At 62.6% G+C, this 24,252-nt stretch carries 23 protein-coding genes; 15 read left to right on the forward strand and 8 right to left on the reverse strand.

Annotation, left to right across the window (positions count from 1 at the left end):
- Positions 1-23 precede the first annotated feature (23 nt).
- Positions 24-1,151 (reverse strand): citrate synthase 2, encoded by a 1,128-nt coding sequence (locus tag P3G66_RS03850; RefSeq protein WP_003940025.1) that lies wholly within the window; start codon positions 1,149-1,151, stop codon positions 24-26.
- Between the two features lie 244 nt (positions 1,152-1,395).
- On the opposite strand from P3G66_RS03850, the gene pdxH reads away from it, so the two are divergent.
- The 5 genes from pdxH (at position 1,396) to P3G66_RS03875 (ending at position 6,417) form a co-directional block, all read left to right on the forward strand.
- Positions 1,396-2,109 carry a pyridoxamine 5'-phosphate oxidase gene (gene pdxH, locus P3G66_RS03855; RefSeq protein ID WP_007733483.1) on the forward strand — a complete coding sequence of 238 codons (714 nt, stop codon included), beginning with the start codon at positions 1,396-1,398 and terminating at the stop codon, positions 2,107-2,109.
- Positions 2,106-3,371, forward strand: coding sequence for an MFS transporter (locus P3G66_RS03860; RefSeq protein ID WP_021332219.1), 1,266 nt, complete (start codon positions 2,106-2,108; stop codon positions 3,369-3,371). The genes pdxH and P3G66_RS03860 overlap by 4 nt, the downstream gene beginning before the upstream one ends.
- A gap of 41 nt (positions 3,372-3,412) precedes the next feature.
- A complete protein-coding gene (locus P3G66_RS03865; RefSeq protein WP_003939677.1) occupies positions 3,413-4,360 on the forward strand; it encodes an aldose 1-epimerase family protein in 948 nt (315 codons plus the stop codon).
- A gap of 358 nt (positions 4,361-4,718) precedes the next feature.
- Positions 4,719-6,017, forward strand: a complete 1,299-nt coding sequence (locus P3G66_RS03870) for a citrate synthase (protein ID WP_020908786.1) — start codon at positions 4,719-4,721, stop codon at positions 6,015-6,017.
- A gap of 37 nt (positions 6,018-6,054) precedes the next feature.
- Complete coding sequence (locus P3G66_RS03875; RefSeq protein WP_003940440.1) at positions 6,055-6,417, forward strand: FKBP-type peptidyl-prolyl cis-trans isomerase; 363 nt, start codon at positions 6,055-6,057, stop codon at positions 6,415-6,417.
- A gap of 92 nt (positions 6,418-6,509) precedes the next feature.
- On the opposite strand, the gene P3G66_RS03880 is transcribed toward P3G66_RS03875, so the two are convergent.
- Entirely contained in the window at positions 6,510-7,271 is a 762-nt protein-coding gene (locus tag P3G66_RS03880; protein ID WP_211920757.1) for an ABC transporter permease, read from the reverse strand.
- Positions 7,268-8,221 (reverse strand): ATP-binding cassette domain-containing protein, encoded by a 954-nt coding sequence (locus tag P3G66_RS03885; protein WP_276116204.1) that lies wholly within the window; start codon positions 8,219-8,221, stop codon positions 7,268-7,270. Before P3G66_RS03885 ends, P3G66_RS03880 begins: the two co-directional genes overlap by 4 nt.
- Positions 8,222-8,315: 94 nt before the next feature.
- On the opposite strand from P3G66_RS03885, the gene P3G66_RS03890 reads away from it, so the two are divergent.
- Positions 8,316-9,119, forward strand: coding sequence for a TetR/AcrR family transcriptional regulator (locus P3G66_RS03890; RefSeq protein WP_276116205.1), 804 nt, complete (start codon positions 8,316-8,318; stop codon positions 9,117-9,119).
- Here P3G66_RS03890 and P3G66_RS03895 read toward each other — a convergent pair.
- Entirely contained in the window at positions 9,054-10,037 is a 984-nt protein-coding gene (locus P3G66_RS03895) for a sugar-binding domain-containing protein (RefSeq protein WP_003940094.1), read from the reverse strand. The genes P3G66_RS03890 and P3G66_RS03895 overlap by 66 nt on opposite strands.
- Positions 10,038-10,276: 239 nt before the next feature.
- Here P3G66_RS03895 and P3G66_RS03900 point away from each other — a divergent pair, with 239 nt between their 5' ends.
- The 3 genes from P3G66_RS03900 to P3G66_RS03910 all read left to right on the forward strand — a co-directional run bounded on the left by P3G66_RS03900 (position 10,277) and on the right by P3G66_RS03910 (position 14,441).
- A complete protein-coding gene (locus P3G66_RS03900; protein WP_003940085.1) occupies positions 10,277-11,104 on the forward strand; it encodes an MIP/aquaporin family protein in 828 nt (275 codons plus the stop codon).
- Between the two features lie 64 nt (positions 11,105-11,168).
- On the forward strand, positions 11,169-12,677 hold the full coding sequence (gene glpK / locus P3G66_RS03905) for a glycerol kinase GlpK (protein WP_003939742.1): 1,509 nt from the start codon (positions 11,169-11,171) through the stop codon (positions 12,675-12,677).
- A 48-nt stretch (positions 12,678-12,725) separates the two neighbouring features.
- A complete protein-coding gene (locus P3G66_RS03910; RefSeq protein ID WP_058037824.1) occupies positions 12,726-14,441 on the forward strand; it encodes a glycerol-3-phosphate dehydrogenase/oxidase in 1,716 nt (571 codons plus the stop codon).
- A 67-nt stretch (positions 14,442-14,508) separates the two neighbouring features.
- Here P3G66_RS03910 and P3G66_RS03915 read toward each other — a convergent pair whose 3' ends face one another.
- From P3G66_RS03915 to P3G66_RS03930, 4 genes are read right to left on the reverse strand one after another with little or no spacing between them, the layout of a single operon-like run.
- On the reverse strand, positions 14,509-15,786 hold the full coding sequence (locus P3G66_RS03915; RefSeq protein ID WP_050654708.1) for a HAMP domain-containing sensor histidine kinase: 1,278 nt from the start codon (positions 15,784-15,786) through the stop codon (positions 14,509-14,511).
- Complete coding sequence (locus tag P3G66_RS03920) at positions 15,783-16,460, reverse strand: response regulator transcription factor (RefSeq protein WP_003939990.1); 678 nt, start codon at positions 16,458-16,460, stop codon at positions 15,783-15,785. Before P3G66_RS03920 ends, P3G66_RS03915 begins: the two co-directional genes overlap by 4 nt.
- 12 nt (positions 16,461-16,472) lie before the next feature.
- Entirely contained in the window at positions 16,473-17,036 is a 564-nt protein-coding gene (locus tag P3G66_RS03925; RefSeq protein WP_054781865.1) for a hypothetical protein, read from the reverse strand.
- On the reverse strand, positions 17,029-17,685 hold the full coding sequence (locus P3G66_RS03930; protein WP_003939689.1) for a hypothetical protein: 657 nt from the start codon (positions 17,683-17,685) through the stop codon (positions 17,029-17,031). The genes P3G66_RS03925 and P3G66_RS03930 overlap by 8 nt, the downstream gene beginning before the upstream one ends.
- Before the next feature lie 253 nt (positions 17,686-17,938).
- Here P3G66_RS03930 and P3G66_RS03935 point away from each other — a divergent pair, with 253 nt between their 5' ends.
- The 6 genes from P3G66_RS03935 to lpdA all read left to right on the forward strand — a co-directional run bounded on the left by P3G66_RS03935 (position 17,939) and on the right by lpdA (position 24,174).
- A complete protein-coding gene (locus P3G66_RS03935; protein WP_042451198.1) occupies positions 17,939-18,505 on the forward strand; it encodes a hypothetical protein in 567 nt (188 codons plus the stop codon).
- A gap of 63 nt (positions 18,506-18,568) precedes the next feature.
- On the forward strand, positions 18,569-19,030 hold the full coding sequence (locus P3G66_RS03940) for an RNA polymerase sigma factor SigD (protein ID WP_007733468.1): 462 nt from the start codon (positions 18,569-18,571) through the stop codon (positions 19,028-19,030).
- Positions 19,031-19,266: 236 nt separating this feature from the next.
- Positions 19,267-20,190, forward strand: a complete 924-nt coding sequence (locus P3G66_RS03945) for a thiamine pyrophosphate-dependent dehydrogenase E1 component subunit alpha (protein ID WP_051649553.1) — start codon at positions 19,267-19,269, stop codon at positions 20,188-20,190.
- A gap of 10 nt (positions 20,191-20,200) precedes the next feature.
- A complete protein-coding gene (locus P3G66_RS03950) occupies positions 20,201-21,250 on the forward strand; it encodes an alpha-ketoacid dehydrogenase subunit beta (protein WP_276116206.1) in 1,050 nt (349 codons plus the stop codon).
- A gap of 2 nt (positions 21,251-21,252) precedes the next feature.
- Entirely contained in the window at positions 21,253-22,770 is a 1,518-nt protein-coding gene (locus P3G66_RS03955) for a 2-oxo acid dehydrogenase subunit E2 (RefSeq protein ID WP_211920751.1), read from the forward strand.
- Positions 22,771-22,776: 6 nt separating this feature from the next.
- Positions 22,777-24,174: a dihydrolipoyl dehydrogenase gene (gene lpdA / locus P3G66_RS03960; protein WP_209920460.1), complete on the forward strand. Its 1,398-nt coding sequence runs from the start codon at positions 22,777-22,779 to the stop codon at positions 24,172-24,174.
- The last annotated feature ends 78 nt before the right edge of the window (positions 24,175-24,252 follow it).

Genomic DNA, 24,252 nt, shown 5'->3' on the forward strand with positions numbered 1-24,252 from the left:
GATTGGCGAATTCGAGCGGGGTACTACGCGTGGCTGATCTGGTCCCAGCCCTCGACCGACTCCGGAGTACGGGGCGCCGGGCCGGTGTAGATGGCGGCCGGGCGTACCAGCTTACCGAGACGCTTCTGCTCGAGGATGTGTGCACACCAGCCGGCGGTGCGGCCACAGGTGAACATGGCGGGCATCATGTGCGCGGGAACCTCGGCGAAGTCGAGGATGACGGCGGCCCAGAACTCGACGTTGGTCTCGATCGCGCGATCGGGACGACGCTCACGCAGTTCTGCCAGTGCAGCCTGCTCGAGAGCTGCGGCAGCCTCGTAGCGGGGAGCGTTGAGGCGCTTGGCCGTGGCGCGGAGCACGCGTGCACGGGGATCTTCGGCGCGGTAGACGCGGTGTCCGAAGCCCATGAGCTTTTCCTTGCGGTCGAGGATTCCCTTGACCAGCGCGCGGGCGTCGCCGGTCTTCTCGGTCTCTTCGATCATCGGAAGAACGCGGGCCGGTGCGCCGCCGTGCAGCGGGCCCGACATCGCGCCGATGGCGCCGGAAAGCGAAGCCGCGACGTCGGCGCCCGTGGAGGCGATGACGCGGGCCGTGAAGGTGGAGGCGTTCATGCCGTGCTCGGCTGCCGAGACCCAGTACGCGTCGATTGCCTCGACGTGTGCCGGATCGGGCTCACCCTTCCAGCGAACCATGAAGCGTTCGGTGACGGTCTTGGCCTCGTCGATGCGGCTCTGCGGGACTGCCGGCTGGTAGATGCCGCGAGCGGACTGCGCGACGTACGACAGCGCCATGACGGATGCGCGGGCGAGCTGGTCGCGGGCGGTCTCGTCATCGATGTCGAGGAGCGGCTGGTAGCCCCAGATGGGAGCCAGCATCGCCAGTCCGGCCTGAACGTCGACACGGACGTCGCCGGTGTGAATGGGGAGGGGGAACGGCTCGGCCGGCGGGAGGCCGGGGCCGAAGCGGCCGTCGACGAGAAGGGCCCATACGTTGCCGAAGGTGACCCTCTGGCCGACCAGGTCTTCGATGTCGACTCCGCGGTAGCGCAGTGCGCCGCCGTCCTTGTCGGGTTCTGCGATATCGCTGGTGAAGGCGACGACGCCTTCGAGTCCGCTCACAAAATCGTCCGGTATTGCTGCGCTCGCTGCCATTCTCGTGGACTCTCCTCGTTCGAGTGCGCCAGGTCTACAGTCGCACTGCCTCAGCTTCAGTGACTGCGCCTCGGTGCTCGCAGGGATGAGCACGCACCGTGTTTTGTACTGCGCAATCGTCTCGTCCCGATTCGGCGCTGTCGCTGGTGCGGCTCGCGGTCCGGGTCGGGTCTAGCCACGGCAAACTTTAGCGCGTGCCGCGTAGCCGTTGGCCAGTGAGTACCCGGGAGTAGCGTTCTCGGCTGTGTCGAATGAACGTCAGGACCCGCAGGCGGTGGACAACGAACTCGCGGCCATGCGTGTGGGCTATCCGCAAGCAGGCAGCGAATCGGAGTCCGTCGAGGACCGCATGAGTGCGGAATTGGATACTTCGGTTGTCGAAACCGGTTGGCTGCCCCTCATGCGCCAATGGCTCGTGGACGCCGTCGAAGCTGACGCGCCGGAGCCCAACGCCATGACTCTGTCGACGGTGGACGACGGTGGCCGTCCGGCGTCGCGCACCGTGCTCTGCAAAGGGCTCAGCGAGGACGGCGTCCTCTTCTTCACCAACTACGGATCCGACAAGGCTCGTCACCTCGACGCCCACCCGTACGCGTCGGCGAACTTCACGTGGCTGACCCTTGCCAGGCAGGTGATCGTCCGCGGCACCACCGAGCGGGTGAGTGCTCAACTGACGCAGGAGTATTGGCGAACCAGGCCTCGCGGTTCACAGCTCGGCGCGTGGGCGTCGTCGCAGTCTCGTCCGATCGACTCGCGTGCCGATCTCGACGAGCAACTGCGTGAGGTCGCTGCTCGATTCGGCGTCGACGGTGAGATTCCGGTGCCACCGAACTGGGGCGGGATTCTGATTCGGCCCGAGTCTGTCGAGTTCTGGCAAGGACGCGCGAACCGCATGCACAATCGAGTTCGCACGAGCCTGGTCGACGGACAGTGGTCCGCCGTCCGTCTCCAGCCGTGAGCCGGCTACTCGCGGACACGACTCCGCTCGAGAATCGCGACTATCGACGGCTGTGGACGGCCGGCATCGTCACCGTCATCGGCGCTCAGCTCAGCGTGGTCGCCGTACCGCAACAGGTGTACGAGATCACCCGAAGCTCGGCCTACGTCGGTCTGACGGGAATCTTCGGTCTGGTCCCGCTGGTCGTTTTCGGTCTGTGGGGCGGCGCACTGGCCGACGTCATGGATCGACGACGGCTGTTGATGATCACCTCGATCGGACTCGGCGTCACGTCGGTACTGTTCTGGATCCAGGCTGCCCTGAACGTGAACAACGTGTGGTTGGTGCTCGGATTGTTCTCGGTTCAACAGGCGTTCTTCGCGGTGAACCAGCCGACGCGAGCGGCGATCATCCCTCGGTTGATTCCGGGCAGGCAGTTACCGGCCGCGAACTCGCTGAACATGACTGTCGTGCAGTTCGGTGCGATAGCCGGCCCGCTACTGGCGGGTGTCCTCATACCGTCGGCCGGTCTGCAACTGCTGTACCTGCTCGACTCGATCTTTCTTCTCGCCACACTGTGGGCGGTATGGAAGCTCCCGGCGATTCCGCCGACCGGAACGTCTCGGCGAGCCGGATTGAGCGAGGTCCTCGGCGGTTTCACGTATCTCGCGACGCAGAAGGTTCTGCTCGCGTCGTTCGTGGTGGACATCATCGCGATGGTGTTCGGGATGTCGCGAGCACTGTTCCCGGAGATCGCTCACGAATCCTTCGGTGACCCCGCCAGCGGCGGTTTTGCGCTGGGACTGCTGTTCGCGGCGATGTCGGTGGGAGCCGTTCTGGGCGGAGTCTTCTCGGGTTGGTTGCCACGGGTTCAGTACCAGGGGCGAGCCGTTCTGGTCTGCATCGCGCTGTGGGGGCTGTCCATGGTCGGCTTCGGCGTTGCCGTGTACTTCGCGAGTCCCGGTTCCAGTGTGATTCTGCTCTGGGTGGCGGTCGCATTCCTGGCATTCGGCGGAGCCGTCGACATGGTCTCGGCGGCTTTCCGCAGCACGATGCTCCAGCAAGTGGCAACCGACGACATGCGCGGACGACTGCAGGGCGTGTTCATCGTGGTCGTGGCAGGTGGTCCGCGTATCGGTGACGTGCTGCACGGCGGTGCAGCCTTCCTGTTCGGGACCGGTGTCGCGGCAGCGGGCGGCGGCTTCCTGGTGATTGTCGGTGTTGTCCTTTCTGCCCTCGCATTTCCGGCATTCGTTCGCTACAAGGTGGGACGCGCCGTCTGACGTCCTGGTTAACCGGTCGCTCGTGGTGGAAACTGGTACGTATGACTGCGCCGCACAGCACGGGTAGGGGAGGGTTCGAGATCCGTGGTGGAGGCTATCGAGCCGAGATCGCCGCGGCCGGTGCCGGGTTGCGGCTACTCGATCACGAAGGACCGAACGGTCAGCGCGCGCTGACCGAGACCTGGGCACTCGGATCGAAGCCACCGCTGTCGGCCGGATTGGTTCTCGCGCCGTGGCCCAACCGAATTCGCGACGGGCACTTCATGTTCGACGGGATCGAGCATCAACTCGAGATCACCGAACCTGCGCTGGGGAACGCGAGCCACGGGTTCGTCCGGCGTCGCAATTGGAGCCTCGTGGACCACACGTACGAGCGCGTCGAACTGTCGGTCGACGTGGGACTTCACAAGGGTTGGCCCTATCCGTTGCAGCTGACGGTCGCCTACGAGGTCGGTGCCGACGGACTGACCGTCACGCACACGGCCACGAACAAGGGTGCGACCTCGTCGCCGTTCGGGCTCGGAATGCACACCTTCATTCGCGCCGGCGACTTTCCGCTCGACGAATGTGCTCTGCATCTGGCAGCAGGCACACGGTTGCCGATCGATCCGGCGAGGATGCTGCCGAACGCGTATTCGCAGGCAGTCGCCGGTACGGACTACGACTTCCGGACACCGAGACTGCTTGCCGGGGTGCAGTTGGACACTCCGTACAGCGCATTGGACGTCGTCGACGGCAGTGGTCGCACGCAACACGAGCTGCTGGCTCCGGATGGAACGGGCACTGCCCTGTGGACCAACCGCGAGTTCCCGTGGATTCAGGCCTTCATCGCAGATCCCGCCAACGACAAGGGGTATCCCGATCGCGGCCGCGCATTGGCTTTGGAGCCGATGACCTGCCCGCCTGACGCCTTCAACTCGGGCATCGATCTCCTGGTGCTTCATCCGGGTCAGACGTGGACGGGTAGCTGGGGCATCAAGGCGCTGTGATCCGGCTCTCATACCGTGGGATCGTGTAACACCAAGTAGGCATCAGCCGATAACAATCGGTTTTCGGTACCCCGTGTCAGTGGTCCGGAAGGTCCGACGTTGCTCCCATTTGCGAATTGCAGCCGAGATTTGCAGATCAGTGTGGGTAAATGCGCGATTCCGTAGACTGGAGTACCGGTCACGCGAGTGGGAAAGCCCAGACTGGAACATGTTTCAGTTTCGGTGGGTATGTCGGGTTCGTGAGTACCCGAAAAATAGCCGTGGAGCGACCCTCCTTCGGCACGATCTCTCCCGTGCGACTAGTTTCTAGTTGATCGCATGTAGTTACTCGTTGGTTCGAGCTTGAGAGGGATCCTTCGTGCCCGCTGACAATGACACAAAGCCCACGCTTACTTACCCCGGTGGTGAGTACACGATGTCCATTGCCAGGGCAACAGAGGGCAATGACGGCATCGAGCTGGGAAAGCTGCTGGCCACAACGGGGTACACCACCCTTGACCCCGGTTTTGTGAACACTGCATCCACCAGTTCTGCAATCACCTACATCGACGGTGAGAAGGGAATCCTGCGTTACCGCGGATATCCCATCGAGCAGTTGGCAGGTAAGTCGACGTTCATCGAGGTCAGCTACCTGCTGATCTACGGCGAACTGCCGACCGACGCCCAGCTCGAGTCCTTCACGGACCGCATCCGTCGACACACCCTGCTTCACGAGGACCTCAAGCGGTTCTTCGACGGATTCCCGCGCAACGCTCACCCGATGCCGGTTCTCTCGTCCGCAGTGAACGCATTGTCGGCGTACTACCAGGATTCGCTCGATCCCGAGGATCCGGAGCAGGTGGAACTGTCCACCATCCGTCTTCTCGCGAAGCTGCCGACCATCGCTGCGTACGCGTACAAGAAGTCCGTCGGACAGCCGTTCCTGTACCCGGACAACTCGTTGAACCTGGTCGAGAACTTCATGCGTATGACGTTCGGCTTCCCCGCCGAGCCGTACCAGGGTGATCCCGAGGTCGCCAAGGCACTCGACATGCTGCTGATCCTGCACGCCGACCACGAGCAGAACTGCTCCACGTCGACCGTGCGTATGGTCGGCTCGTCGGACGCCAACCTGTTCACCTCCGTCTCGGCCGGCATCAACGCACTGTGGGGCCCGCTGCACGGCGGCGCCAACCAGGCAGTGCTCGAGATGCTCGACGAGATCAAGGCCAGCGGCAGCACCGCAGCCGAGTTCGTCCGCAAGGTCAAGAACAAGGAAGACGGCGTGAAGCTCATGGGCTTCGGACACCGCGTCTACCGCAACTACGATCCGCGCGCTGCGCTGGTCCGCGAAACCGCGCACACCATCCTCGCCAAGCTCGGCGGCGACGACGAACTGCTCAACATCGCAATGCAACTCGAAGAGGCCGCCCTCACGGACGACTACTTCATCGAGCGCAAGCTCTACCCGAACGTCGACTTCTACACCGGCCTCATCTACCGCGCGATGGGCTTCCCGCCGCGCATGTTCACGGTGCTGTTCGCCATGGGCCGTCTGCCCGGCTGGATTGCGCACTGGCGTGAAATGCACGAGGATCCGGCTACGAAGATCGGCCGCCCGCGCCAGATCTACACCGGCTACACCGAGCGTGACTATCGGGATATCACCACCCGCTAGCCCCTGCCCCCAATTTTCGCCTCAACGAGGAGGACCCATGAGTAGCAAGCCCGTAATCGAGTTCCAGGAAGGCCCCGCGCCGACCGATCTGGTCATCAAGGATCTGGTTGTCGGAGAAGGCGCCGAAGCCGTTCCCGGTGGCACCGTCGACGTTCACTACGTCGGTGTCGAGTTCGAGTCCGGCGAAGAGTTCGACTCTTCCTGGAGCCGTGGCGAGTCCATTCAGTTCCCGCTTCGTGGCCTGATCAAGGGCTGGCAGGACGGCATCCCGGGCATGAAGGTCGGCGGACGCCGTCAGCTCACCATTCCGCCGGAGCTGGCATACGGCCCCGCCGGTGCAGGGCACCAGCTTTCCGGCAAGACCTTGGTCTTCGTGATCGATCTGCTGGACGCCAAGTAATCCACTGTGCGCCTTTATTAACCCCCCGCGGTTAATAAAGGCGCACAGCACAAGCAGCCCCGCACCGTCAGGTGTGGGGCTTTCTTGTGTGGTCAGCTCGCGGTCTTTCGTCGGTAGAGCCAGTTCGACCACACGAATCCCACGGCGGCGATGCCCAGGCACCACGCGAGGGCGATGGCCGCGCTGTTCCCGATCGGCGTGCCCATCAGGAGTCCGCGCACAGTCTCGATGATCGGAGTCACCGGTTGGTGCCGGGCAAACCCCTGCAGCCAGGACGGCATGGTCTCAGCCGGTACGAAAGCAGTGCTGACGTAGGGCAGGAACATGATGGCGAAGGTGAATCCGCTTGCAGCCTCCGGGTTCTGGGCCAAGAGTCCCAAAGCTGTCGAGAGGTACGACATGGCAAAGACGAAGGCGACGATCGCAGCGGCGACGCCGAGCCAGCGCAACGGATCGCTGGTCGGGCGAAATCCCATGATCAGCGCAACCACGACCACGATCGCCGTAGTCAGGACGTTGCGGACGACGCTGGCCAGTACATGACCGGTCAGGACCGACGACGGAGAGATCGCCAAGGTCCGGAAACGGTCGATGATCCCGTCCTTCATGTCGCTCGAGACGCTGACCGCGGTGGTCGAGGCGCCGAAACCGGCGCACAGAAGGATGATTCCGGGCACTACGTAGTCGATGTACTCGCTACCGGTGTTGATGGCGCCGCCGAAGACGTAGACGAACAGCAGCATGAGCATGACCGGAAGGGCTATCGCGGTGATCATCGAATCCGGACTGCGCAGAACGTGTTTGAGATTCCGGCGGAGCATCACCGCGGAATCGATTGCAATGGTGGAGGTCATCGAACGCTCGCAATCTCGGGCTGGCCTGATCCGGTGAGCGCGAAGAACACGTCGTCCAGATCCGGAGTGTGAACGGAGAACTTCTCGACGGTGATCGACGGATCGTCGATCGAGTCGAGGATCGCTTTGATCGACGGAACTGCCCCGTCGGAAGGGATGTGCAGGGTCAAGGTCTCGGCATTCGAATGCGCCTGCGGCAGTGATGCCGCGGCGAGTTCGAGTTGGGCCAGGTTCTCGAATTGCAGTGCGACGTGGCCGCCGGGAACAAGGCGTTTGAGTTCGTCCGGTCTTCCCTCGGCGACGATGCGGCCGCCGCTCAGCACGCCGACCGTATCGGCCAATTCGTCTGCCTCGTCGAGGTATTGGGTGGTGAGGAAGATGGTGACGCCTGACGCTGTGAGTCCTCGAACGATCGACCACATGTCGTGGCGGCTTCGCGGGTCCAGGCCGGTGGTGGGTTCGTCGAGAAAGACGACGTCCGGTCGGGCGACGAGGCTCATTGCGATGTCGAGTCGTCTGAGCATGCCGCCCGAGTAGTTGCCGGCGCGTTTGTCGCCGAAGTCCGTCAAAACGAACTGGTCGAGCAATTCCTCGGCACGGCGACGGGAGTTCTTCCGGTCCAGGTGATTCAGTTCGCCCAGTAGGGTGAGGTTCTCGAATCCGGTCAGCAAGGTGTCGACGGCTGCGTACTGCCCGGTCACGCTGATGCGCCGCCGAACGTTCTGTGGATCTCCGGGCAGTGAATGCCCCGCGACCATGACCTCGCCTCCGTCGAAGGGGATGAGGGTGGTGAGAATTCTTACGGCCGTGGTCTTTCCGGCGCCGTTTGCGCCGAGGAGGGCGTACACCGATCCGGCCGGGACCGCCAGGTCGAGTCCAGCCAGTACCTGTTGATCGCCGTAGTGCTTACGGAGTCCGCGGACCGAGATTGCGGGGATCGTTCCTGACATCGAGACCTCCAACAAAAGAACTGTGTATGTCATAAACTCGTGTTTATAGCGTACACAGTTCTAGGATGATGGCAAGAGTGAAGAGTGGGAGCTTATGGATCGCGGAGCGCTACCGAGAGCAGTTGAACTGGCCTGGGGACTGGACCAGTCGGGAACGCGGGGTCCGAAGAAGGGGCTCAGTCTCGAGCAAATTCTCGACACCGCGATCGAATTGGCCGACGCAGAAGGCGTCACCGCTCTGTCGATGGGCCGCGTGGCCAAAGCGCTCGGGTTCACGACCATGTCGCTCTACCGCTACGTGGCAAGCAAAGACGAACTGATCGAACTGATTTCGGATCGGGTGATCGGGCCGCCGCCGGTGATTCCCGACGGCGTGACCTGGCGCGTCAAGCTCGAGGCGTGGGCGAATCAGGAGTATGCCACGATGCTGAGTCGACCGTGGTGGCTCAAGCTGCCCATCACGGCTCCACCGACCGGGCCCAACAACATGGCGTGGCTCGACGCGGGTCTGAGCGCCCTCGACGGGGTCGCCCTGAGCGCCGCGTCGAAGTTCCAGGTGGTGACCAACGTGTCGTTGTTCGTCATCGGCCGCGCTCGATTCTCGGCTGACCTGGCGTCTCGTTCAGCGCAGTCGGCAGACGACGACGTCGCATACGGCGCTCTCATTGCTCGTGTCATCAATCGGGAGGGATTCCCCTACCTGAGTGCCGCAATCGAGGAAGGCGGCTTCGAGGACGGCAGCCCGGAGGGTGAGGCCGCCGGCGACGATGCCTTCGATTTCAGTTTCTCGCTTGGCTTACTTCTCGACGGAATCGAGAAGCTGGTGCAGCGGTCAGGACACCAGCGCGGTGGCGCTGACGTCGTCGATGATCAGATCGGTGATCAGCCCGCCCCGTAGTGCTCCCTCCAGGGCCGGCAGTTTTGCTGTTCCGGCGACGATGCACACGCGCCTGGCGACCTTCTCGAAAAGGTCCAGTCGCGGGCCGCTCGCGCGCTCGTTGAGTTCGATTTCGCGGTAGCTCCCGTCCGACCGGAAGAAGACGGTTGCGATGTCGCCGACCACTCCGTCGCGTCGAAGTGCTTCTGCTTCATCGGGTTCGAGGTATCCGGCGGTGTAGACGTGACTCGGTACGTTGCCGCCCGGTACGCCGATGCTGAAGACTGCCAGGTCCATTCGCTTCTGCATGTCCAAGACGCGTTTGATGCTTCGTTCGCGCCACAGCTGCTCCCGGGTTTCCGGGTAGTCGAAGAAGGCAGGCACCGGAAATCCTTGTGGCAGAGCACCGTAGGCGTCGGCGATGGTTCTGATGATGTCGCTGGCGTAAGAGATTCCGGTGGTGCGAGTATTCGCGGCGCCGTTGAGTTGCACGACGTACGAGTTGTACGTGCGTTTGGGGGCAAGGTGCTTGCTGACTTCACTGAGTGTGGTTCCCCAGGCGATCCCCATCACCATGTCGCTGTCGAAGAACGACGCCAGCAGGCGTCCTGCAAAGGTTGCGACCTTTTCGAGTCGCTCGAGATCTCCCACCAGTTCCGGCACGGTCACCACGTGGGCGCGCACTCCGTACCGTTCCGAGAACTCGCGTTCGATGCGAGGAGCCTGGCCGTGCGGGGTGCTGATCTTGATCTCGACGAGACCCGAGGTGCGCGCGTAGGTGATCAATCGGGAGACGGTGGATCGGGACACCCCCATGTCGCGGCCGATGGCAGCCATGGTCTGGTCCTGGAAGTAGTAGAGGCGTGCGGCCTGAACTGCGTCGGCGATGCGCGGGTCCGCCGGATCGGAGGTAGCGGAGTCCGAAGTGGGAGTTTCCATGGGTTCGTCCTGTCTGCACGTACGTGCAAGAGCATTGAACCGAATCTTATCCGAGTAGGCCCAGGCCGAGGCGCTCGATCACGCAAAGTCCCAGAAGTGTGTCTGTTACCCGCATTACGGTGCGCAAATGGGGCATTTGCACATATGTGCACGAGCTATGCGTGAATGTGCAAACGGCCTTACGCTACGGGTGCAGCAATCCGAACTATGACATGCATCACAACGAAGTGAGGGTGGGGATGGAGAAAGCCAAGCGATTAGGGCTTCCAGGCGAGTTGGCAGCCGAGTTCGCCGGAACGATGATCTTGATCTTGTTCGGCGTCGGAGTTGTGGCGCAGGTTGTGTCCGGCGGGAGCGGTGGGGGTCTCGGCGGACACGACAGTATCGCGTGGGCCTGGGGACTCGGCGTCATGTTCGGCATCTATGTCGCAGGCCGGGTGACGGGTGCTCATCTGAACCCCGCAGTGACCTTCGCCTTTGCGATCTTCCGGGGATTCTCCTGGCGCAAGGTCCTGCCCTACACGCTGGCGCAGACCGCTGGAGCCTTTGTCGCGGCCCTGATCGTCCGGTGGAATTACAACGACATGCTCAATGCCATCGATCCCGGACACACAACGGCGACTCAGACGATCTTCTCGACGATGCCCGGAAACGGAACGCTCCCGGTCAGTCTGGGATCAGCGCTGATAGATCAGATCATCGGCACGGCGATCCTGTTGTTCCTCATCGTTGCGGTGACCGATACTCGGGGAACTCCGCCGCTCGCGAATCTTGCGCCCTTCGTCGTCGGTTTGATCGTGGTGGCAATCGGATTCGCATGGGCGACCAACGCGGGTTACGCCATCAATCCGGCCCGTGACTTCGGTCCGCGGCTGGCGTCGTATCTCACCGGTTACGGCAGCGCCTGGCGAGATCAGTACGGGAGCCTGTATTTCTGGGTGCCCATCGTGGGGCCGCTGATCGGCGCTCCGATCGGGGTGTTCCTCTACGACAAGCTGATTGGTCGATTCCTGCCTGACGAGTCGGTGGAGAAGGCAGCCGAGGAGCCGGCCACGATACCGGCCTGATGGCGAATCATCATCTCTGACAGTAAATCTTTCGCACTTTCTTCGACACCAAAGGGGTAGCACGATGGCGCAGTTCGTAGCCGCGATAGACCAGGGAACCACCTCCACGCGATGCATGATCTTCGATCACAGTGGGCACGTAGTCGCTGTCGAACAGCACGAGCACACACAGATCTTTCCGCAGGCAGGCTGGGTCGAACACGATCCGATCGAAATTTGGGACAACGTCCGCAACGTCACCGCGGGCGCCTTGGCCAACGCAGATCTGACCGCGGCCGACATCGCATCCGTCGGCATCACCAATCAGCGTGAGACGGCAGTGGTCTGGGAACGAGCAACCGGAAAGCCCGTTTACAACGCCATCGTCTGGCAGGACACACGCACCGATCGAATCTGTACTGCACTCGCCGGCGAAGACGGCCCCAGGAAGTACACCGAAGTCACCGGATTGCCGTTGGCCACGTACTTTTCGGGCCCCAAGGTCAAGTGGATTCTCGACAACGTCGAGGGCGCGCGTGAGAAGGCCGAAGCAGGCGAGTTGTGCTTCGGCACGATGGACACCTGGGTGCTGTGGAACATGACCGGCGGCGTCGACGGCGGAGTGCACGCTACCGACCCCACCAACGCGTCGCGCACTCTGTTGATGGATCTCGACACTCTCGCTTGGGATTCGGCGATCTGCGCCGACATGGGCATCCCCGAATCGATGCTCCCCGAGATTCGCAGCTCGTCCGAAACTTTCGGATTCGTGCGCGAACGCGGAACGTTGTCCGGCGTGCCGATCGCCGGAATCCTCGGCGATCAGCAAGCAGCGACTTTCGGTCAGGCCTGCCTCTCGCCCGGAGAAGCGAAGAACACCTACGGAACCGGCAACTTCGTGCTCCTCAACACCGGCACCGAAAAGGTGATGAGCAAGAACGGCTTGTTGACGACGGTCTGTTACAAGATCGGTGAGCAGCCAACGGTTTACGCACTGGAAGGATCGATCGCCGTGACCGGTTCGCTGGTCCAGTGGCTTCGGGACAACCTCGGCATGATCGACAACGCGGCCGACATCGAGGTGAACGCGCGCTCTGTGGACGACAACGGTGGCGCGTACTTCGTGCCCGCGTTCTCGGGCCTGTTTGCACCGCATTGGCGCGCGGATGCACGCGGTGCGATCGTCGGTCTGACAAGGTTCGTGAACAAGGGGCACCTTGCCCGGGCGGTGCTCGAAGCGACTGCGTACCAGAGTCGTGAGGTGATCGAGGCGATGAACCTCGACTCGGGTGTCGACTTGAAGGTTCTCAAGGTCGACGGCGGAATGGTCGCGAACGAACTCCTCATGCAATTCCAGGCCGATTTGCTCGACGTCGAGGTGATCCGCCCTGTCGTTGCGGAGACCACGGCATTGGGCGCTGCGTACGCCGCTGGTCTCGCGGTCGGGTACTGGGAGAGCGAGGACGACATTCGCAGCAACTGGGCGAAGGACAAGAGCTGGACGCCGTCGATGGATTCGGCCGAGCGTGAGCGCCTGTATGCAGGCTGGCAGAAAGCCGTCACTCGGACACTCGACTGGGTCGACGCAGACTGATCGCGGCGCCCCCATTTCTACCTATTTTCAAGTGAAGGAACAGTTTTCATGAGCACAGCACAAGCATTGAGTCCGTCCTCGCGGGCGGAGTCGCTGAAGAAGTTGGAAGAAACCGAACTCGACGTCCTCGTTATCGGCGGTGGCGTGGTCGGAGCGGGTAGCGCGCTCGACGCCGCAACTCGCGGTCTGAAGGTGGGCTTGGTGGAGGCTCGCGACTTCGCGTCCGGAACCTCGAGCAGGTCGAGCAAGCTGTTCCACGGCGGACTGCGTTACCTCGAGCAGTTCAATTTTGCGCTCGTGTTCGAGGCACTGCGTGAGCGGTCGCTGGTTCTGAATTCGCTGTGCCCGCATCTCGCGAAGCCGGTGCCGTTCATCTACCCACTCGAGAAGTTGATCGACCGGCCGTACGTCGGTCTGGGCATCGGCGTCTACGACGTGATGGGCGCAGGCCGCGGGGTTCCCTCACACCACAAGCATGTGGGCAAGAAGAAGACTCTCGAATCGTTCCCGTCCGGAAAGCGCTCTGCTATCCGGGGTTCGGTCAAGTTCTACGAGGGTCAGGTAGATGACGCCCGCCACACGATGATGCTGGCGCGCACGGCGGCCGAGTACGGCGCGCTGTGCGTCAACAGCACCCGCGTGATCGGCTTTCTCCGTGAGGAGGACCGCGTAGTCGGGGTGAAGGCCGTGGATCTGGAAACAGGTCGCGCGTTCGAGATCCGTGCTCGTCAGGTCATCAACGCCGCCGGTGTGTGGACTGACGAGATTCAGGAAATGGTAGGTGGTCGAGGACAATTCCAGGTTCGCGCTTCGAAAGGTGTGCATTTGGTCGTCCCGCGAAACCGCATCAACTCTGCGACCGGAATCATCACGCGGACCGAGAAGAGTCTGCTGTTCGTGATTCCGTGGGGAAGCCACTGGATCATCGGTACGACGGACACCGACTGGAACCTCGACCTCGCCCATCCGGCAGCGAGCCGAAGCGATATCGACTACATCCTCGGACATGTCAACAAGCTCCTTCAGGACGAGTTGACGCACGAGGACGTCGTCGGTGTGTACGCGGGGTTGCGTCCGTTGCTGTTCGGCGAATCGGATTCGACCAGCACTCTCTCGCGTGAGCATGCGGTGTCGAGTCCGGTCCGAGGTTTGACGGTGGTCGCCGGTGGCAAGTACACCACTTACCGCGTGATGGCCAAGGACGCTGTCGATTCCGCGGTGCACGGATTGGAACAGAAGGTGCCGAAGTCCTGCACCGAGCGTATCCAACTTGTGGGTGCCGACGGCTACTTTGCCGCGCACAACAATCGGCATCTCACCGCTGAGCGCACGGGACTGCACGTTTCGACCATCGAGCACCTACTGGGTCGGTACGGCACTCTGGCTGACGAGTTGTTCGAACTCGTCGAGGCGCGACCGGAACTGGGGCAGCCGTTGGACTCCGCCCCCGAGTACCTCAAGGCGGAGATCCACTACGCTGCGAGCCATGAGGGTGCACAGCATCTCGACGACATCCTTACCCGTCGTACCCGCATCTCCATCGAGGTTACCGATCGCGGCGACGCGGCAGCAGCGGAAGTAGCCGAACTGGTTGCGCCGGTGCTGGGTTGGACTCCCGAGCACATTGCCGAGGAGATCGAACACTACCGGTTGCGTGTCGCAGCCGAGCGGGAATCTCAGGAGCAGCCCGATGACCTGACCGCTGATGCGGCGCGCCTCGGTGCACCGGACGTTCGCACCGGAGTCGCTGTCGGACAGGTTTGAGTCCGAGACACCACCAATGATCGGCCGGGACCCTGTGTCCCGGCCGATCGACCGAACTGCCTCGGTGTCAATCGAACTCGTCTGCCGAACATTCGGGGAGGTCGATCGTCACCACCGCGCCCCCGTTCGGATGGTTCGCGAAGTCGATACGAGCGCCGATGACCGCCGCTTGTCCCACTACGATCGTCAAGCCGAGGCCCAGGCCCGAGTTCGGGCCGCGTTCGACGGAGTTGGTCTGAAATCTCTTCGGCCCCTGGCGAAGCCACTCTTCAGTGAACCCGACGCCCCGATCCCGGACCGTGATGCGGGAGTGGTCGACGTGGACATTGATCGGCGACTTTCCGTGATTGCGAGCATTCAAGATCAGGTTGGCGATGATCCGCTCCAGTCTGCGCGCGTCGGTGTACGACACGGGGGTGCCGTGAACACTCACTTCACACTCGACTCCTGTGGTGGAAATCGCGTGACGCACCACCGGTGCCAGTTCCACCGATTGGATGTCAGCCTGCTCGGAGGTGGTGTCGAGGCGTGCCACTTCGATGACGTCCTCGGCGAGCCTCCTGAGTTTATGGACGCCGTCGCGCACCAATTCGGTTGGCCTACCGGGTGGCAGGAGCTCTGCGGCGCCGACCAGTCCGGAGATGGGTGTTCTGAGATCGTGCGCGATGTTGGCTGTCACGCGCTTCTCGGCGTCCAATTGTCCCCGTAGAGCATCGGACATCGCGTCGACCGCATCCGCCAGCTCGGTGATCTCGTCGTCGAAAAGCGACCAGGTGACCGAGCGGACGCGGATGTCCGCTCCGGTAGACACTTTGCGAGCCGCACGGGCGGCCGAGCGCAATCGATACGACATCGCGAGTCCAAGCAGAACACCCAGGACGGCACCCGCTGCGATCACTGCGATGGTGGCGTTGCGAAGTGTCCGATCGACGCTGGCGATCGATTCCCGCTGCGCGGTGTACGGGACGCGAATCGCCACCACCTGAGTGTTGACGTCGGCAGCAGCCCAGACAAATGGCTGGTCCCCGCTGTCGACAAGGTAGGTGGCACGTTTGCCGCCCGCCACGGCCTGACGCAACTCTTCCGGAACGTCGAGACCATCTGTGGTGGCGCGGAACAGTGCACGCATGCTGCCCGTTTCGTCCTGCAGCACCAGTTGGAGATTGCGATCAGCTGCCGCCCGCGCTGCATCCTCTTGGTTGTGTGAAAAGGTTTGATGCATCACGGTACTGAGCGTGATCGAGGCGACGGCAATCACGAACGTGATGGCCGCCGCGATCTTCCACTGAAACGACAACCGCCTCCCGGTGGACGGGAGCTTGGCGGCGAGATCCCGCGATCTCACCGATGGTTGTCCATCGTGTAGCCGAACCCCCGGACGGTCCGGATCTGTTCGGAGCCGATCTTCGTGCGCAATCGCTGAACGTGAACGTCGACGATGCGCGTATCGCCGCCCCAGTCGTAATCCCAGACGTCCGAGAGCAGTTCGGAGCGAGACCAGACTTTGCGCGGCACACTCACCATGACCAGGAGCAGCTTCATTTCGGTGGGTGTGAGAGCCACTTCGGCGCCCGAACGCGTGACGGTCACCAACTCGCGATCGATCTCCAGATCGCCGAGAGTCACGATGTCTTTCTCCGTACCGGAATGGGATTCGACCCGCCGGAGCACACTTCGGATACGGGCCACCAGGACACCGCTGTCGAAGGGCTTGGTGACGTAGTCGTCGGCACCGGCTTCCAATCCGAGAACAATGTCGACCGGGTCGTCGCGCGCGGACAGCATGATGACCGGCACCGACAGTTCCTCACGAATGCGTCGGCACAGGCTGATTCCGTTCAGGTCGGGAAGCATCACGTCGAGGACGGCGATATCCGGCTTGGCGTCGACCGCCATATCCATTCCGGTCAACCCACCCGATGCGGTGATCACCCGAAACCCGTTGCGTTCGAGATTCAATTGCGTTGCTTCGCGGATGACAGCGTCGTCTTCGACCAGCAAAATCAACGGATCGGTCATCGGCCTTCGCTTTCATGGGAACGGAACACTCTCAAACCCTTCACCGGTCCACTTGTATGCAGTCGACGATTGACAGAACTCCGGAATGCCGGGGTCTTTGCACAGGTCGACCATGACCGACAATCCTCCGGTTGAGCCGACGACGTAGCGTCCTGGGTCTTGCACTCCGAAGACTTTGTGAGCGCCCGATTCGTCGATCTGGTAGACGAATCCGGCGACCATGAAGCTGACCGGTGGGGCGGGTCGTCCCCAGATGCCGACAGACTCGCAGGTGAAGACATTGACGACGGCATCTTGCCAAACGGCGCCTGTCACGGGGGAGTACCGGATTTCGTAGGGGAAGTTCGCATCACCGCACAGTCGGAGACTGTCCTTGACCGCATCGGACACTTCCGGGTCTGCTCTGAGGAGGGCAACAGGATCGATGCTCAAGCCCTGTGAGAGATCCGAGGGGTCGAGTGATGCTGCGATATTCGGAGTGGGTTCTGATTCAGGCTCGGTGGAACAGGAGGCGAGAGCAAACGCGACCGGCAGGCAAACACCGGCGAGCATTGCGCGGCGACGGCGATCAATCACGGATGAACTCCATTCCATCCCAGTGGAACTCGGTCCGAAGCGGTGGACGGGGGCAACATTCGAACTCCGGTGGCCGCGGATCCGTTTCCAGGACAGACAAACTCGCGGCGCGTTGACCGCTGACGATGAACTTTCCGCGCTCTTCGACGGAGAACAGGCGCTCACCCAGTTCGGGATCGTCTTCACTCGAACCGGCCTTGCCGCTGCGGTAGACGTAGCCGGCAAGGTTGACCGAAATCGACACTCCGGTCCCGGGTTGGTGGGCCGGTTGGCACGGATACACATTCATGACGACGAGTTCGGTCTCCGGCACGATACGCGGTGCGCCTGGATCGAGAAGGATGGACCCGACCGAGATCGGATACCAGTCAGGGCACGACCGAAGTTCTGTCTTCACTCCCTCGGACACCCCAGGATCGTCGAGGAGCGCCCGGCCCAACCTCGAGTTTTCGGCAACCCGTCTGGCCAGGTCTGCAGGTTGTGTGACGGGCAACCCGGTGGAAGCGACATCGCCTTCGATCACAACGCCCTGGGTGGACGCGCAGCCGGTGATCACGGACGCTCCGAGGGTTGCTGCCGCGAGCGCTGTACCGAACAGGCTGCGAGTACGGTCTGATCGACCGCCGCAGATGTCACTCCGATACAACACGTTCCCCTCCCCGGCCGCTGCGAACCCTCTCATCGGCATGTGCGTTTTCATACGATCACAGGTGATCTCGATATCGGAGTTTTGCCACCCACCGTTACGTAATCGTATGAATGTCAGGACCGTCGAGAGTTGGTACGCGACCGACGGAATTCTGTTACGAAACCGATGGAATCAGGCTCCTAGAGTGAGTCACGTCGGTGTTCACCGCTTGGGCGGAACGACCTGATCCGCGTATCGAGGAGTGTGAGAGCAAATGCCTGAACTATTGCTGACCAACAAGACTCGGCGTCTGCGAGTGCTGCTCGCCGTACTGACGATCGGGGTGGTGTGCGCGATGACAGGGTGTTCGAGTGATGACAACAGCGCTCCAGGAGACGAACCGACGACTACATCGGTGGTTGCGGCGTCTACGACCCCACCGCCGCTGACCGCAGCGACCACCTCGGAGACAGTCGAAGGCTCGAACTCGGTGGGCGGCGGTACGGACGCATCCACCCCCGGAGTCCCGGCGGGCGGAGCAGCGCCGGCCTGGACCCCGGTCTCGACCAGCGCGGTTGCCCCTGCGGCCCCTGGTCCGGCTACCGAGTCGACCAAGTGCACCGATCAGATCAACTATGTGGGTGACCCTCGTTCGAATGCGGAGATCAACAGCATCGGAGAGCAGATGGGTTCATGCCCGGCGCCGCTCCCGCCCGATGCCGTCGAGCCCTCCGAGAAGTGCACCGACCAGATCAACTACGGCGCTGACCCTCGTTCCAACGCCGAGATCAACATCATCGGGGAACAAACCGGGATCTGCCCCGAGCCGATACGCCCCTAGCGACTTCAAAACCTGAGCAGTAGTCGGGAATTCGACCAAGAGCCGAAGCAGGGGGAGATCGGAATGACAAGCAGGGCAGGTGGACGTTCGATCGACAGTGTTGCCGACGATGCGTCCCGAGGGGATCGGGACGCGATTGCAGAACTCCTTCAACGCATCGTGCCTCTGGTGACGCGGCGCTGCCGTGCCGAACTGCGACCGCTCGACGCTGATCGTATTGCCGTCGGTATCTGCCGATCCGTCCTGTCCGACATTCGGCGACGTAGACGTGCCGGAGAAGCGTTCCTCGCGCATCTGTACGACGCGATCAGTCGCGAAATCGATTCGCTACCCGCCTCCAGTCGACTCACTCTGCCCTTCGGTGATCTGTCGGCCGCAGAACGCAACGTCTTGGTAGCTCGCATCGTTGTCGGCTTCGACGTGCGCGAGACGGCGCTGTCACTGCGAACGACAACGAGCGCCGTCGAACTCGCCCAACACCGCGCGCTGGCCAAGATCAGACGCGACAGCCTGAGCGGCGCCTGAATCAACGCTCGAAAGTCAACAGCTGCAACCCTTCGCAACTCCCGGCAACCTCACGCAACTCTTTCCCTTCGCCCGTGACCTGCACGACACTGCATGGCGACGAGTGATCGAGAACGAGGAGTGTGACTGTGGTTCAACGGACGGCGCAGAAGCCGACAACCCCAGGATCGAAAAAGACCGGCGCCAAGCCTCATTCGGGGCTGGACCGGGATGCATTGCTGAAGGCGTACGAGAAGATGTCGCGCATCCGTGCGTTCGAGGATCGACTGCACGAAGAGAATGCAACCGGTGACATCCCCGGCTTCATTCACCTCTACTCGGGCCAGGAAGCCATCGCGGTGGGAGTGTGCGAGAACCTGAGCGACGCCGATTACATCGGATCCACTCACCGCGGTCACGGGCACTGCATCGCCAAGGGCTGCGATCTGAACGGCATGATGGCCGAGATCTTCGGCAAGGACGACGGCCTGTGTCGCGGTAAGGGCGGCTCGATGCACATCGCCGACCTGTCCGTGGGAATGCTCGGCGCCAACGCGATTGTCGGCGGAGCCCCGTCGTTGGCGATCGGCGCTGCACTGAGTGGTAAGACGCTTCGAAACGGTGTCATCGCAGCGTCGTTCACGGGTGACGGTGGATCCAACCAGGGAACCGTCTTCGAGGCGATGAACATGGCTGTGGTGCTGGATCTTCCGATCGTCTTCGTGATCGAGAACAACGGATTCGGTGAGGCCACCGGAACCGACTACGCAGTTGGTGCACCCGACATCGCCGCGCGCGCCGCATCCTTCGGCATGCCTGCCGTCAAGGTGGACGGCACCGACTTCTTCGCGGTCTACGACGCGATGGCGGAAGCATCGGAGCGCGCCAGGACCGGCGGTGGCCCCACCACGATCGAGGCGGCGGCATTCCGTTGGCACGGCCACTTCGAGGGTGACGCGCAGCTGTACCGCACGGCGGAACAGGTTGCGCAACTACGGGAAACCAAGGATCCGCTCAAGAATTTCCGTAGCAGCGTGGATGTGAAGAAGGTCAGCACCGCTGATCTGGACGCGGTGGACGAGCAGTCGCGAGTGCTGGTGGACGAGGCGGTAGCGAAGGCGCGTGCCGCGGCGTATCCACCCGTCGAGAATCTGCTGACCGATGTCTACGTGTCGTACTGAGGAGCCCGAGATGACAAGCGTGGAAGCCGAGAACGTGTCGAAGAAGACCTACCGCGAGGCCGTCAAAGAGGCCATCGCCCAAGAAATGCAACGCGACCCGAGCGTCGTTCTCATCGGTGAGGACGTACGGGGTGGGCATGCCGGTACCAATCCCGATCTGGAGACGAAGAAGATCGAGGCATTTGGCGGTGTCCTGGGTGTCACCAAGGGATTGTGGACGGAGTTCGGATCGGAGCGTGTAATCGATACCCCGATCACCGAATCCGCGATCATCGGAATGGCTGCCGGAGCCGCACTGACCGGACTGAGGCCGGTCGCCGAGCTGATGTTCATGGACTTCTTCGGAGTCTCCTACGACGCGCTCTACAACCAGGCTGCCAAGTTCCGCTACATGTTCGGTGGCAAGGCCAGAACCCCGCTGGTGGTGCGAGGCATGATCGGCGCAGGGTTCTCCGCCGCTGCGCAGCACTCTCAGTCTCCGTACAACGTGTTCGCGGCGGTGCCTGGTCTGAAGGTAGTCGCTCCGTCCAATGCCTACGACGCCAAAGGCCTTCTCATCCAAGCCATCCGGGACGACGATCCCGTCGTCTTATGTGAGCACAAGGTTCTCTACGACCTCAAGGACGAAGTGCCGGACGAGCCGTACGCGATTCCGTTCGGCGTCGCCAACTACACCAGGCAGGGCGACGACGTCACGATCATCGCGTTGTCCGCAATGGTGAACCGCGCCAACGACGTAGCAGACAAGCTGGCCGCCGAGGGTATTTCGGTCGAGGTTGTCGATCCTCGTACCGTCTCACCATTGGACGAGGACGGCATCCTCGAATCCGTCGCATCGACTGGAAGGGTCGTGATCGTCGACGAATCCGCCGCCCGCTGCGGTTTCGGGCACGACGTAGCCGCGTTGATCGCCACCAAGGGATTCAACTACCTGAAAGCGCCGATCGAACTGATCACGCCGCCGCACACGCCGGTTCCGTTCTCCCCGACCCTCGAAACTGCCTGGCTGCCTGACGCGGCGCGCATCGAAGAGTCGGTTCGCAAGCTGGTGAGAGCCTGATCATGGCTGACATCAAAGCTATCGACATCCCCAAATGGGGGCTCTCCATGGAGGAGGGGTTGGTCAACGCGTGGCTCATCGAGGAAGGTGACTCGTTCACCAAGGGCCAGTTGATCTGTGAGATCGAGACCAGCAAGATCACCAACGAGCTGGAGGCGCCGTTCGACGGTGTTCTCCGCAAGATCGTCGGCACACCGGGGCAGACTCTGCCCGTCGGCGCCGTGATCGGTGTATCCGCCGATGCGTCCGCGACGGATGCGGAGATCGAGCAGTTCCTCGCCGCCCGCGGCGCAACCGCGCCGGCGGAAGAGCCGGCACCGTCACCAGCTGCTGCGCCGGCGGCTCCCGTGACACCTGCGGCTACACCGGCTGCGAAGGTGGTTGTTGCACCGAAACCTGTACCAACCGGTTCCACCGTCGTACCGAGCGTTCTGCAAGGCACGACGCAGGACGATGTGTTTGCGAGTCCTCGCGCACTCCGACGTGCGGAATCGCTCGGAATCGATCTCGCCGCCGTAGTGGGTACCGGTCCCCTCGGGCGGATCAGTGTCCGCGACATCGACGACGCGATTCGTGACGCCGGTGGCACTGTTGCGCCGGTAGTGCCGGCCGCGAGATCCGGCCTCCCGCTGCGATCGACCGCCGACGACAGTGCCGTGCCTGCCACCCCGGTCGCACGCAGAACTGCCCGATCACTGGGCGTCAACCTGCATGACTGTCGTCCGACGGGTTCGCGGGGGCGCGTCTGCGTCGCCGATGTGCACGACGCCGCTCGTTCCGCGCAGCTCCTGCCCGAGGCGGCGGCTGAGACCGAATCTGTTGCGGCCGAACCCGAGTGCGACACAATTCCTTTCACCCCCATGCGATCGGCAATCGCCGGTAGGTTGCAGGCGTCCAAGCAGCAGGCACCCCATTTCCGGCTCACCGCAGACCTCGAGCTCGATGCGCTTCTCGCTCTGCGCAAGGAGATCAATTCGACCGTCCCGGCGGTCAAGCTGTCGGTCAACGACTTCATCGTGAAGGCTTGCGCCGCTGCACTGATGAAGGTGCCGGACGTGAACGTCCAGTTCGATGCCGCGAACGAATCGGTTCTTCGATTCGCGTCGGCGGATGTCTCGGTGGCAGTTGCACTTCCGACCGGGCTGATCACGCCCATCGTGCGTAGCGCGAATACCAAGTCGTTGGCGGACATCTCGGGTGAGGTGCTCTCGTTGGCCACCAAGGCGAAGACCGGCAAACTTCGTCCCGAAGAATTCCAGGGCGGAACCTTCACGGTGTCCAACCTCGGCATGTTCGGGATCAAGGCATTCGACGCGATCATCAATCCGCCCCAGGGAGCGATCCTTGCCGTAGGTGCGGGGGAGAAGCGCGCGGTGGTGGTCGGTGACAGTGTTTCTGCCCGGACCGTGATGACCGTGACCCTCTCGTGCGATCACCGGGTTATCGACGGAGCCCTGGGTGCGACCTTCCTTCGGGAGCTCCAGCGCTTTGTCGCTTCTCCCGCGCTGATGTTGGTGTAAGGGGCTGTGGTGGAAAACAATACGTCGCATAAGTACGACGTTCTTGTCATCGGTGGCGGCCCCGGTGGTTACGTGGCGGCGATCCGGGCTGCCCAGTTGGGGTTGAACGTCGCGCTGGTAGAACGTGATCGCCTCGGAGGTATCTGCCTCAACTGGGGTTGTATCCCCACCAAGGCGATGCTGCACGGCGCGGACGTCGCGCATACCTTGAGTGAACTCGACACATACGGATTCAGTTCGGCGTCTGTCCAGTTCGACATCTCGAAGTTGGTGTCGTTCAGCCGAGGGGTTTCGGAGAGGTTGTCCGGCGGTGTTGCCTATCTGATGAAGAAGAACAGCGTCGACGTCATCTCAGGCGCCGCGAAGTTGGTGGACAAAGGCGTCGTATCCGTGGGAGGACAGACGTATCGAGCCGACCACGTGGTCATTGCAACCGGTGCCCGGCCGCGTTCGATTCCCGGCGTTGCCCCCGACGGTGATCGGGTGTGGACCTACTTCGACGCGCTCGTCCCGAAGGAACTGCCGAAGTCGCTGCTCGTGATCGGGTCCGGCGCGATCGGAGTCGAATTCGCCAGCCTGTACCGCGATCTCGGAACCGAGGTGACCATCGTCGAGATGGCACCACACATCATGCCGGTCGAGGACGAAGAGATCTCGGCCTTCGTTCGCAAGCAGTTCGAGAAGCGTGGCATCACGATTCACACCGGAGCCTCGGTGTCGGCGGTGACCGTCGGCGACGACGCCGTCCAGGTGAATGTGCAGACGAGCGACGGTGTCGAGTCGTTGACCGTGGACCGGGTGTTGGTGGCGGCCGGAATCACCGGCAACGTCGAGGATCTGGGGTTGGAGGCTCTGGGCGTCGAGATCGAGCGCGGTGCGATCGTCACCGACCAGTGGTGCCGTACCAGCGCTTTCGGGATCTATGCGATCGGTGACGTCGCGGGCGCTCCATGTCTGGCGCACAAGGCAAGTCACGAAGCTGTCCTGTGCGTCGAAAAGTTGGCAGGCGTGCCCGACGTTCATCCGCTCGATCGCGACTACGTTCCGGGATGCACGTATGCCCGCCCACAGGTGGCGAGCCTGGGTCTGACGGAGAAGCAGTGCGCCGGTACTGGTCGCGCGCTGCGGGTCGGACACTTCGACCTGCAGGCGAACGGCAAGGCACTGGCGATCGGCGAGGCCGAAGGCTTCGTCAAGACGATCTTCGACGCCGATACCGGGGAACTTCTCGGCGCGCACATGGTCGGTCCGGATGTGACCGAGCAGATTCAGGGTTTCGGTATCGCTCGATCCCTCGAAGCCACCGGCGAGGATCTCGCCGAGGTCGTGTTTGCTCATCCGACGCTCTCGGAGGCAATGCACGAGTCTGTGCTCTCGGCGCTGGGGAGACCCCTCAACGCGTGAGTACCGTTCGCGTGCGTGAACGCCGTCCTTTCGTTCACGCACGCGAACAACTCTGCAACCGGGTGCAACGCTCGCTTT

The organism is Rhodococcus sp. C3V, assembly GCF_029269915.1.
In the GTDB taxonomy this organism is placed as follows: Bacteria; Actinomycetota; Actinomycetes; order Mycobacteriales; family Mycobacteriaceae; genus Rhodococcus_F; species Rhodococcus_F qingshengii.

What these genes read in the sequence shown, in the direction of transcription:
- P3G66_RS03850 (WP_003940025.1), bottom strand. Translation starts at nt 1,151, where the DNA reads ATGGCAGCGAGCGCAGCAATACCGGACGATTTTGTGAGCGGACTCGAA.
- P3G66_RS03865 (WP_003939677.1), top strand. Translation starts at nt 3,413, where the DNA reads ATGACTGCGCCGCACAGCACGGGTAGGGGAGGGTTCGAGATCCGTGGT.
- P3G66_RS03875 (WP_003940440.1), top strand. Translation starts at nt 6,055, where the DNA reads ATGAGTAGCAAGCCCGTAATCGAGTTCCAGGAAGGCCCCGCGCCGACC.
- P3G66_RS03880 (WP_211920757.1), bottom strand. Translation starts at nt 7,271, where the DNA reads ATGACCTCCACCATTGCAATCGATTCCGCGGTGATGCTCCGCCGGAAT.
- P3G66_RS03885 (WP_276116204.1), bottom strand. Translation starts at nt 8,221, where the DNA reads ATGTCAGGAACGATCCCCGCAATCTCGGTCCGCGGACTCCGTAAGCAC.
- P3G66_RS03890 (WP_276116205.1), top strand. Translation starts at nt 8,316, where the DNA reads ATGGATCGCGGAGCGCTACCGAGAGCAGTTGAACTGGCCTGGGGACTG.
- P3G66_RS03895 (WP_003940094.1), bottom strand. Translation starts at nt 10,037, where the DNA reads ATGGAAACTCCCACTTCGGACTCCGCTACCTCCGATCCGGCGGACCCG.
- P3G66_RS03900 (WP_003940085.1), top strand. Translation starts at nt 10,277, where the DNA reads ATGGAGAAAGCCAAGCGATTAGGGCTTCCAGGCGAGTTGGCAGCCGAG.
- glpK (WP_003939742.1), top strand. Translation starts at nt 11,169, where the DNA reads ATGGCGCAGTTCGTAGCCGCGATAGACCAGGGAACCACCTCCACGCGA.
- P3G66_RS03910 (WP_058037824.1), top strand. Translation starts at nt 12,726, where the DNA reads ATGAGCACAGCACAAGCATTGAGTCCGTCCTCGCGGGCGGAGTCGCTG.
- P3G66_RS03920 (WP_003939990.1), bottom strand. Translation starts at nt 16,460, where the DNA reads ATGACCGATCCGTTGATTTTGCTGGTCGAAGACGACGCTGTCATCCGC.
- P3G66_RS03935 (WP_042451198.1), top strand. Translation starts at nt 17,939, where the DNA reads ATGCCTGAACTATTGCTGACCAACAAGACTCGGCGTCTGCGAGTGCTG.
- P3G66_RS03940 (WP_007733468.1), top strand. Translation starts at nt 18,569, where the DNA reads ATGACAAGCAGGGCAGGTGGACGTTCGATCGACAGTGTTGCCGACGAT.
- P3G66_RS03945 (WP_051649553.1), top strand. Translation starts at nt 19,267, where the DNA reads ATGTCGCGCATCCGTGCGTTCGAGGATCGACTGCACGAAGAGAATGCA.
- P3G66_RS03950 (WP_276116206.1), top strand. Translation starts at nt 20,201, where the DNA reads ATGACAAGCGTGGAAGCCGAGAACGTGTCGAAGAAGACCTACCGCGAG.
- P3G66_RS03955 (WP_211920751.1), top strand. Translation starts at nt 21,253, where the DNA reads ATGGCTGACATCAAAGCTATCGACATCCCCAAATGGGGGCTCTCCATG.